Origin of the sequence: Streptomyces sp. NPDC048258, assembly GCF_043201995.1 — a bacterium.
Classification (GTDB): Bacteria; Actinomycetota; Actinomycetes; order Streptomycetales; family Streptomycetaceae; genus Streptomyces.
In genome coordinates, this window is the sequence record NZ_JBICZH010000026.1 from 71950 (window position 1) to 81347 (window position 9398).

General features: G+C 71.4%; 8 protein-coding genes. 6 read left to right on the forward strand and 2 right to left on the reverse strand.

The window, feature by feature from the left end:
• Positions 1–245: 245 nt before the first annotated feature.
• Entirely contained in the window at positions 246–1400 is a 1155-nt protein-coding gene (locus ACGFYQ_RS36890; RefSeq protein WP_393750842.1) for an alpha/beta fold hydrolase, read from the reverse strand.
• Positions 1401–1699: 299 nt separating this feature from the next.
• Between ACGFYQ_RS36890 and ACGFYQ_RS36895 the strand changes: the two genes are divergently transcribed.
• The 6 genes from ACGFYQ_RS36895 (at position 1700) to ACGFYQ_RS36920 (ending at position 8696) form a co-directional block, all read left to right on the forward strand.
• On the forward strand, positions 1700–2008 hold the full coding sequence (locus ACGFYQ_RS36895; RefSeq protein WP_008742356.1) for a hypothetical protein: 309 nt from the start codon (positions 1700–1702) through the stop codon (positions 2006–2008).
• Between the two features lie 73 nt (positions 2009–2081).
• Positions 2082–2888 (forward strand): hypothetical protein, encoded by an 807-nt coding sequence (locus tag ACGFYQ_RS36900; RefSeq protein WP_393750844.1) that lies wholly within the window; start codon positions 2082–2084, stop codon positions 2886–2888.
• Positions 2878–4203 (forward strand): hypothetical protein, encoded by a 1326-nt coding sequence (locus ACGFYQ_RS36905; RefSeq protein WP_393750846.1) that lies wholly within the window; start codon positions 2878–2880, stop codon positions 4201–4203. Before ACGFYQ_RS36900 ends, ACGFYQ_RS36905 begins: the two co-directional genes overlap by 11 nt.
• Positions 4200–5762 carry an SCO6880 family protein gene (locus ACGFYQ_RS36910; protein WP_393750848.1) on the forward strand — a complete coding sequence of 521 codons (1563 nt, stop codon included), beginning with the start codon at positions 4200–4202 and terminating at the stop codon, positions 5760–5762. Before ACGFYQ_RS36905 ends, ACGFYQ_RS36910 begins: the two co-directional genes overlap by 4 nt.
• Before the next feature lie 19 nt (positions 5763–5781).
• A complete protein-coding gene (locus ACGFYQ_RS36915; protein ID WP_393750850.1) occupies positions 5782–7203 on the forward strand; it encodes an ATP-binding protein in 1422 nt (473 codons plus the stop codon).
• Between the two features lie 2 nt (positions 7204–7205).
• Complete coding sequence (locus tag ACGFYQ_RS36920; protein ID WP_393750852.1) at positions 7206–8696, forward strand: type VI secretion protein; 1491 nt, start codon at positions 7206–7208, stop codon at positions 8694–8696.
• On the opposite strand, the gene ACGFYQ_RS36925 is transcribed toward ACGFYQ_RS36920, so the two are convergent.
• Positions 8693–9259 (reverse strand): GNAT family N-acetyltransferase, encoded by a 567-nt coding sequence (locus ACGFYQ_RS36925; protein ID WP_393750854.1) that lies wholly within the window; start codon positions 9257–9259, stop codon positions 8693–8695. The two genes, ACGFYQ_RS36920 and ACGFYQ_RS36925, sit on opposite strands and share 4 nt — an antisense overlap.
• Positions 9260–9398 lie beyond the last annotated feature (139 nt).

Genomic DNA, 9398 nt, shown 5'->3' on the forward strand with positions numbered 1-9398 from the left:
AGGCACGTGGCCCGAGGCGGAGCCCCAGGGTCATCCCAGCCCCGCCGGCGTTTGAGGCGCGGGGTCCGGGGCGGAGCCCCGATCTTGAGCCCCCGCCGGGCACACCCCAGCCCCGCCAACCCCAGCCGCCGGCGCTGGAGGCGCGGAGCCCAGGGTCATCCCAGCCCCGCCGGCGTTTGAGGCGCGGGGCCCGGGGCGGAGCCCCGGCAACGGCGCCGCACCCGGCCCCCGGCCCCGCACCCCACTCACACCCGCGCCAAAAACCCCCGCACGGCGGCGTAGAACCCCTCCGGATCCCCCACCCGCACCGCATGCCCAGCCGGCAGCTCGACCAACCGCACCCCCGCCCTCCGCAACGTCATCTCCCGCGCGTGCTCGGCAGACAGCACCCCGCTCCGATCCCCCCGCACCAGCAGCGTCGGCTGACGCACCGCCAGCCAGTCCCCCCAGTGATCCCCGTTCAGCCCCCGCTGCGACGACACCACGTCCTCGACGACGCACGCGGTCCCCCACCCGTCCGCGTACTCCCGCAGGGCCCCCGCCAGGTACGCCGCCGCACTCCCCACCCCCGCCAGGAACCCCGTCCGGGTCGCGGCCCGCCCCGGCCACTCCCGCGCGTACGACAGGTCGTCCTCGACCACCGCCCCGATGTCCTCGACCACCACCGCCCGCACCAGATCCGGCCGCCGCGCGGCGAGCTGGTACGCGTTGACGCCGCCCAGCGAGTGCCCCACCACCACCGCCGGCCCCAGCCCCAGGTGCTCCAGGACGGCCGCGGCGTCGGCCACGTACCCTTCCCGCGTGTACTCCGCGGCCCGGTCCGACTCCCCGTGCCCCCGCTGGTCGAGGCCGATCACCCGCCACGCCGGCCCCACCTCCCGGGCCAGCTCCTCGAAGCTCCTGCCGTCCTGGAAGTGCCCGTGCAGCGCGAGCAACGGCGCCCCCGGCCCGCCGAAGTCCGTGTAGGCCAGCCGCCGCCCGTCCGCCGTCTCCATCACACCCGGCAGCGGCCCCAGCTTGTCGATGACCCGCTGGCGCAGCAGCTGGTACTCCTCCCAGCGCCTCGACAGCCGCCCCGGCGGCCGCTTCACGACCCGCCCCGGCGTCACGGTCTCGCCCCGCCGGAACTGCTCCCGCGTCAGATCGATCCGTATCCCCCCGGGCAGCTGGTTCCACCAGTGGTACCCCTCCTGGCGCCCGTCGTGGAACACCTCGCCCAGCACCAGCTCCCCGCCCACGATGTCCTGCACGACCACGGCGGTGATGTCGCACTGCCCCCAGGCCGGATTCTCGGCCGTCCAGGGGATCCCGGTGACATTGGCCGGCTCGCAGGTCTCGGCGGACCATCCCGCCCGGATGGCCGCCTCTACATCGGCAAGGGTCCACGGAGTCGTCGTCATGCCCCCCAGCCTGCCGGACCCCACTGACAACACCTCTGGACAGGGACGCCACCCCGTACGCCGAGACGACAATCATTGCCCGGCGTCACCCCCCGTGATACACAGAGTGACCATACGTTCTTTCGCATACACACCGCCCCTGCCCAGGTCAGAGCGCAGGGGCGGGGCGCGGGCCGGAGGATCGGGTAAAGAGAGCCGTCAAGTCGACGACGACGGCGGTTTCATCAGCGAAGATAGTGCGTGACCCCTGCCGTCGGGCACGGGCTTTCGGAACTACCCATACAGGGGCGGTGAGTTACATGATCCTGGCAGCCGAAAAGGGCGACATCACCACCATCATCGGCGGAATCGCCCCGAACTGGGGGCCGTTCGGCAGTCTCGGCAACGAAGCGAAGGTCATGATCGAGGTGGTCATGGCCGTGGCGATCCTCCTCTGCCTCGGCATCGCCATCTGGGGCGCGGCCAAGCAGCGCATCGGCGCGACCGCCCTGCGCGACACGTTCAGCGCGGAACAGGGCAAGGGCCTGATCGTGGCCGGCCTCACGGGCGTCTTCATCATCGGCTCCCTGGGCACCCTCTTCACCATCGTCTACGGAATGGCCGTCTAGCGGGCCACCGCGGCCGTACTTGATGAGGAATCACCACACCGCGCCTACGCGGGAACGAGGGGGCCGAAACGGAATGAGCAACGACGACCAGTACGGCGGCACGGGCCAGACCCGTACCCGCCTTCCGGACTCCCCCGCCGACCCGTACGGCCCCGCCCGCCGCACCCCCCGCGCCTCCCGCAGCCTGATCACGGTGGTCGGCGTGGTGGTCCTCCTGATCGCCGCCATCGCGTTCGCGAACCAAGGCCCGGACACCCCCCGCCCCCCCTCGACGGACAAGTCCCCGACCACCACGTCCACCACCCCGACAGGCACAGACCCGGTCACGGGCAAGAACGGGGGCGTGCCCTCCGGGTTCGCCCAGGACCAGCAGGGCGCCCAGTCCGCTGCCACCAACTACGCGGTCGCACTGGGTTCTGACGGCATGTTCAACCCGGCGCGCCGCCACGCCATCGTGGACGCGATCTCGGACGAGAGCACCCGGACGAAGCTCCAGACCGGATTCGACGCCGATTACTCGGCCGGCCTGCTCTCCCAGATCGGCCTGACCAAGGACGGCCTGGCACCGACGGGTTCCACCTTCGTCAACCGGACGGTTCCGGTCGGGGCCAAGGTGAAGAACCTCGCCGGCGGCACCGCCTCGGTGGAGGTGTGGTGCATCGGCATGTTCGGCCTCACCGGCGACAAGTCCACCCGCCCCGTCACCAGCGGCTGGTTCACGATCTCGATGACGCTCAAGTGGAACGGCTCCGACTGGAAGGTCGTCGAAACCTCGCAGAAGGACGGCCCCACCCCGGTCACCGGCGACAACCCCGTATCCACCTCCGACGAGATCGGCAGCGCGGTCACCGAATTCGGAGGGTTCACCTATGCCCGGTAGCCACCGGCTCTCGCTCCGAAGGATCGGCGCCACCACTGCGGTCCTCCAGACCGCGGTCGTCCTTCTCGCCGCCCGCGCGATGGCCGCGCCGACCCCGACTCCCACGCCCACTCCGGCGCCGAGCGCGAGCAACGACCCCTGCGCGCTGATCGCCGGCCCTGCCCGGGAGTACTGCGATCGGGGCTCCGGCCAAGCCCCCCGCACCGGCCTGGCCCCCAGCGACCCCGCCGACGCCCTCAACCCCCTCGCCTCCCTAGCCAAGGGCTGCGCCGACGCCGCAGCCTGGATCGTCGGCAAGCTCAGCGCAGCGGTCAAGGGCAGCGCCAACGTCGACTTCACCAACCCCGCCTTCCTCAAGCAGTACTCCGTCGTCTTTGCCGCGTCCACCATCCTGACCCTCGTCCTCTGGCTCTTCGCCGTCGCCAAGCGAGCCGTCCGCGGCGTCCCCCTCACCACGGCCCTCTCCGAAGCCATCGGCTTCCTCTGGCTCACGGTCCTCGCCTCCGCCTTCACCCCCCTGATCCTCTACACCGTCGTCTCCGCCACCGACGGCGTCACCGAGGTCATCGCCTCCGCCACCGGCGGCCAGACCGACGTCTTCTTCGGCTCCTTCTCGGAGGCCCTCAAGAAGGGCGACGACATCGGCGGCGGCCCGATCATGCTGATCGTCGTCTCCCTCGTCACCGTCCTCGCCGCCGGCATCCTCTTCCTGGAGCTCTTCATCCGGGCCGCGCTCCTCTACGTCGGCGCCCTCCTCGGCGTCGTCGTCTACGCGGGCCTCGTCGACCGGAACCTCTGGGGCCACGTCCGCCGCTGGGCCGGCATCATGATCGCCGTCATCCTCGTGAAGCCGGTCATCGTCATCGTCCTCGGCCTCGCCGGAGCCCTCGCCGGCGAGAAGGGCCCCGACGCCTTCTCCGCCGTCGTCACCGGCCTCGCCATCATCCTCCTGGCGATCTTCGCCTCCGCGATGATCTACCGCTTCGTCCCCGGCTTCGGCGACGAGATCGCCTCCGCCCGCTCCAACCGCAGCAAGGCCACCGACGGCGCCCAGGCCGCCGCCGTCATCAGCTCCCCGGCCTCCCTCGTCTCGCAGGGCATCAAGACCCACAGCAGCCGCGGCGCCCACCGCGGAGGCGGCGACGGCGGCGCCAACAGCGCGCCCCGCCCCGCCAACCCCATCTCCGGAGGCGTGGCCGCCCACAGCAGCCGCCCCACCTCCGGCGGCGGGTCCGGCGGCGGATCTGTCCCCTCCGCCGCACCCCCGCCCCGCACGAGTTCGAGTACGAGGAACACAGGAGGTGACGGGCGTTGACGACCCAGTCCCACCAGCTGCACCCGGTCGCGCCCCGCCGCACGTATCTCATCGGCCGGGCCCGGCCGAACGCGATCGTCGGCAAGAACCGCGAGACCGGCGAGATCGCCCTGATCATCGCGGGGGCGTTCTTCGGCATGATGAGCGGACTGCTCGTCCCCGACCTCACCCTGCGCATCGTCAGCCTCGCCGGCTTCCCCATGCTCGCGCTCGCCGCCGTGTACGTCCCGTACAAGGGCCGCACCTTCTACCGCTGGTTCGAGATCAGCCGCAGCTACAAGCGCACCCTGCGCCGCGGTACGACCTACCGCTCCGGCGCCATGGAAGCCGGCGTACGCGGCTCCGACGGCCGCGAGGTCGAGGTCGGCCCGCCCCCCGGCATCGGCCGCATCAACTGGCTCGCCGCCCCCTTCGGCCCCGACGAGATCGCCGTCCTCCTCCACGCCGACCGCAGAACGGTCACCGCCGCCATCGAGATCGAGGGCCCCGGCGTCGGCCTGCGCGACAGCGAGGACCAAGAAGCCCTCGTCGACCGCTTCGGCACCCTCCTCAAGCACGTGGCCAACGGCGACGGCTTCGTCACCCGCCTCCAGATGCTCGCCCGTACGCTGCCCGCCGACCCCGACGCACACGCCAAGGACGTCGCCCAGCGCGGCGACACCCAGGCCCCCGGCTGGCTGCGCGAGTCCTACGACCAGCTCCAGTCGATGGTGTCCACCTCCTCCGAGCAGCACCGCGCGTACCTCGTCGCCTGCATGCACTACAGCCGCGAACTCGCCGCCGAGGCCCACACCATCGCCCGCGCCGCCACCCCCCACAAGGGCCGCAAGCTCGACCGCGACGCCGGCCTCGCCATCGTCATGGCCCGCGAGCTCACCGACATCTGCGCCCGCCTCGCCGAGGCCGACATCCGCGTCCGCCAGCCGCTGGGCCAGGGCCGACTCGCCTCCCTCGTGCACTCCATGTACGACCCGGACCACCCCATCGACCACATCCAGGCCATGACCAAGCGCAACGCCTGGCCCGCCGAACTCGACGCGGTCGAACCCACCTACCTCCAGGCCAAGACCCGCGAGTCCTCCACCCGCGCCCCCTGGTGCCACGCCACCGCCTGGGTGAAGGAGTGGCCGATGACCCCCGTCGGCGTCAACTTCCTCGCCCCCCTCCTCGTCCACACCCCGGACGTGATCCGCACCGTCGCCGTCACCATGGACCTGGAGCCCACCGAGGTGGCCATCGAGCGCATGCTCACGGAGAAGACCAACGACGAGGCCGACGCCTCCCGCGCCGCCAAGATGAACCGGACCGTCGACCCCCGCGACATCGCGGCCCACGGCCGGCTCGACCAGAGGGGTGAAGATCTCGCCAGCGGTGCGGCGGGAGTCAACCTGGTCGGGTACATCACGGTGTCCTCTCGTTCACCCGAAGCCCTCGCCCGCGACAAGCGGACCATCCGCGCCTCGGCCGGCAAGTCCTACCTGAAGCTGGAGTGGTGCGACCGCGAGCACCACCGCGCCTTCGTCAACACCCTGCCGTTCGCCACCGGCATCCGACGCTAGCTGGAGGGAAGTGCCGCCCATGCGAGATCCCATGTCCGCGCTGACGGACGCCTTCACCAGCTTCCTCTTCGGCAAAGTCGAAACCACGCGCCTGCCCGTACGCACCTCCACCGGGCAGGCGCAGGCCGTCTACCTGCCCACCGCCGCCCCCGGCCTCGGCGACTCCGGCGTCATCATCGGCCGCGAGGTCTACAGCGGCAAGGGCTACATCTACGACCCCTTCCAGCTCTACGGACAACAGCTCCCGGCACCCCACTGGCTCGTCCTCGGCGAATCCGGCAACGGCAAGTCCGCCCTGGAGAAGACGTACGTACTGCGCCAGCTCCGCTTCAAGGACCGCCAGGTCGTCGTCCTCGACGCCCAGGGCGAGGACGGCGTCGGCGAATGGAACCTCATCGCCCAGCAGCTGGGAATAACCCCCATCCGCCTGGATCCCATCGCCGCCAACGACGACGGGATCCGCCTCAACCCCCTCGACCCGGCGATCACCACGACCGGACAGCTCGCGCTGCTCCGCACCATCATCGAAGTCGCCATGGGCCACGGCCTCGACGAGCGCGCCGGCTTCGCCCTCAAGGTCGCGCACGCCTACGTCGTCGACGCGATCCGCGACCGCCAGCCGGTCCTCACCGACATCGTCGACCAACTGCGCCACCCCGAAGCCGAATCCGCCGAAGCCATGAACGTCGACATAGACGATGTCCGGGCCTGGGGCCTCGACGTGGCCCTCGTCCTCGACCGCCTCGTCGACGGCGACCTGCGCGGCATGTTCGACGGCCCGACCACCGTCGGCATCGACCTCGACGCCCCGCTGATCGTCTTCGACCTCTCCCACATCGACCGCAACTCCATCGCGATGCCGATCCTCATGGCGATCGTCGGCGTCTGGCTGGAGCACACCTGGATCCGGCCCGACCGCAAGAAGCGCATCTTCCTCGTCGAAGAGGCCTGGCACATCATCAACAGCCCCTTCGTCGCCCAGCTGTTCCAGCGCCTCCTGAAGTTCGGCCGCCGCCTCGGCCTGTCCTTCGTCGCCGTCGTCCACCACCTCTCCGACGTCGTCGACGGCGCGGCCGCCCGGGAAGCCGCGGCCATCCTCAAGATGGCCTCCACGCGCACCATCTACGCCCAGAAGGCGGACGAAGCGCGCGCCACCGGCCTCGTACTCGGCCTCCCCCGCTGGGCGGTCGAGATCATCCCGACCCTCACCCCCGGCATCGCCGTCTGGGACGTCAACGGCAACGTGCAGGTCGTCAAACACCTCATCACCGAGGCCGAACGCCCCCTCGTCTACACGGACCGCGCCATGACCGAGTCCTCGGCCCCCGCCCGGCTCCACGACGACATGCTCGCCGCCGAACTGGAAGCGGAGGAACGCGCCCTGTCCATCGAACGCCGCCGCGGCAACGGCGGCCCGGGTTCCGCGACCACGGTGGCCTGACCATGCACGACGCGAGACGTACGGAGCCCCCCGCGTCCGGCGGCGTCCCGGACGGCCTGCTGGTCGGCCTGCTGGCCTTCCTCCTCGGCCTCGCCGTCCTGGTCTGGTCCGCCACCGGCCTGGCCGCCTTCTTCGCCAAAGGCGCCTGGCCGGACACCGTCACCTTCACCCGCACCCCGGGAGCCGTCCGCGCCCTGATAGCGCAACCGCACGACGTCCCGGGCGCCTGGCCGGACACCGACCCGGCCGCCCTGTCCGGCTGGGGCCTGTTCTGGGGCCTGTTCATCAGCCAGCTGCTGGTGCTGTTCGTGCTCATCATCTTCGCCATCGGCGTGTTCGCCCGCACCAAGTCCCGCCGGGCGCTGGCCAAACAGCCTCCGCCGGCCCCCGTACCGTACGAGCCCCAACTGCAGCCCCAGCCCCAGCCCCAACTGCAACTCCCGGCCCAGGCTCAGGCCGCGCCGTACGAGCCCCCGCGCGCGGACCCGGCGCCCGAGCCGGACCGCAAGGCCCCGGTGGACGATGCCTACCGCTACGGCTTCGGCTACGCGCCGGCGGCGGCCCCCATCACGGCCACCCGGCAACTCCGCATGGCGTACGGCGGCCCCGACGACCGGTTCCGCGCGGCGGCACAGCGCATCCAGGAGACGGAGGGCGCCGCGCTGATCGTGACCTCCTCCCCCACCCTCTGGGCCGAGACCAAGGACGCCCGCGCCAAACTGGGCCCGGTCCTCCTCTACGACCCCTCGCACCTGTGCGACACCCCGGCCCGCATGCACTGGAACCCGGCCGAGGGCTGCGCCGACCGCGACACCGCCGCCGCCCGCGCGATCGCCCTGCTGACCCCCGTACGCCCGCAGGCCCGGCTCGACGCGGCCGTCGCCGACACCGCGGAAACGCTCCTGCGTAGCTGGCTCCAGGCGGCCGCCCTGGACGACCGCCCCTTCAAGCAGCTCCACCGCTGGACCCAGGGCAACAGCGCCCAGGAGCCGGTCCGCATCCTGCGCACCCACCCCCAGGCGACACCGGGAGCCGCCGGCGAACTGGAGAGCGCCCTCACCGCCCACCCGGAACGGCGCGAGCTGGCCCAGAACCTGACGGCCCGTGCCCTCTCCTGCCTCACCTCGATCCACATCCGCGAGGCCTGCAACCCGAACCGAACCGATTCCCTCACCCTGGCTTCGTTTCTGGGCGAAGGGGGCAGCCTGTACGTGGTGGGCGAGCCCTTGGAAGACCCCCGCACCCACCCGGGTGCGATGCCCTTGCTGACCGCACTCGCCGCTCACGTGGTCGAGCACGGCCGTCGCATGGCCGCACGGTCATCCCACGGTCGGCTCGACCCACCACTGTCCCTGATCCTGGACGACGTGGCGGCGGTAGCCCCCGTCCCCCAGCTCCCGGAGCTGCTGGCCGACGAGACGCTCCCCCTCCTCGCCCTGTGCCGCAGCCGCGAACAGGCCCGCTCCCGCTGGCCCGACGCGGACCTCCCTTAGGGCCTCGGGAACACGAACTCCAGCTCCTTGGCGGACGGATCGCCCGCCAGGGGCACCTTCACACCGCTGTCCTGAAATCCGATGCGCCGGTAGAAGGCCTGGGCCCGCTCGTTGCGCTCGTGCACGTAGAGCCGTACGCGTTCCAGCGCGGGCTCCTCCAGCGACCAGGCCCACTCCAGTCCGGCCCGGAACAGGTCCTCGGCCAGCCCGGTGCCCCGCTGCCCCTCACGGACGAAGACGCCGACGATGTGCCCCTGGGTCGTCTCGATCCCGCGGTCGAGGAAGTCGGTGGTCCCCAGCTCCTCGACGAGCACGCTCACCGTGCCGTCCCACACCCCGTCGGACCCCACGGCCACGAACTGCCGTACGGCCCGCCCGGCCGCGGCGCCGGCGGTCCGCTCCTGCCAGAAGCTGTCCGGCCTGGCCTCGGCGAGCTCGGCGGTGTCGAGGAAGGCGATGGGAGCCGCGGGATCGTGGAGCGAGGCGATCCGAAGCTCCTTGACCTGCTGCCACTCGTCGGCACGGACAGCACGTATCTGGTACTGATTCTGTTCTGCGCTCATGTCGGGGATCCTAGCCCTGAACGCAGAAAAGCCCCGCACCATTATCTGGTGCGGGGCTTCCGCAATGATTGTTCGGCGGCGTCCTACTCTCCCACAGGGTCCCCCCTGCAGTACCATCGGCGCTGAAAGGCTTAGCTTC

Excerpts from the sequence above, each read along its gene's own strand:
- ACGFYQ_RS36890 (WP_393750842.1), bottom strand. The coding sequence starts at position 1,400 with ATGACGACGACTCCGTGGACCCTTGCCGATGTAGAGGCGGCCATCCGG.
- ACGFYQ_RS36895 (WP_008742356.1), top strand. The coding sequence starts at position 1,700 with ATGATCCTGGCAGCCGAAAAGGGCGACATCACCACCATCATCGGCGGA.
- ACGFYQ_RS36900 (WP_393750844.1), top strand. The coding sequence starts at position 2,082 with ATGAGCAACGACGACCAGTACGGCGGCACGGGCCAGACCCGTACCCGC.
- ACGFYQ_RS36905 (WP_393750846.1), top strand. The coding sequence starts at position 2,878 with ATGCCCGGTAGCCACCGGCTCTCGCTCCGAAGGATCGGCGCCACCACT.
- ACGFYQ_RS36915 (WP_393750850.1), top strand. The coding sequence starts at position 5,782 with ATGCGAGATCCCATGTCCGCGCTGACGGACGCCTTCACCAGCTTCCTC.
- ACGFYQ_RS36920 (WP_393750852.1), top strand. The coding sequence starts at position 7,206 with ATGCACGACGCGAGACGTACGGAGCCCCCCGCGTCCGGCGGCGTCCCG.
- ACGFYQ_RS36925 (WP_393750854.1), bottom strand. The coding sequence starts at position 9,259 with ATGAGCGCAGAACAGAATCAGTACCAGATACGTGCTGTCCGTGCCGAC.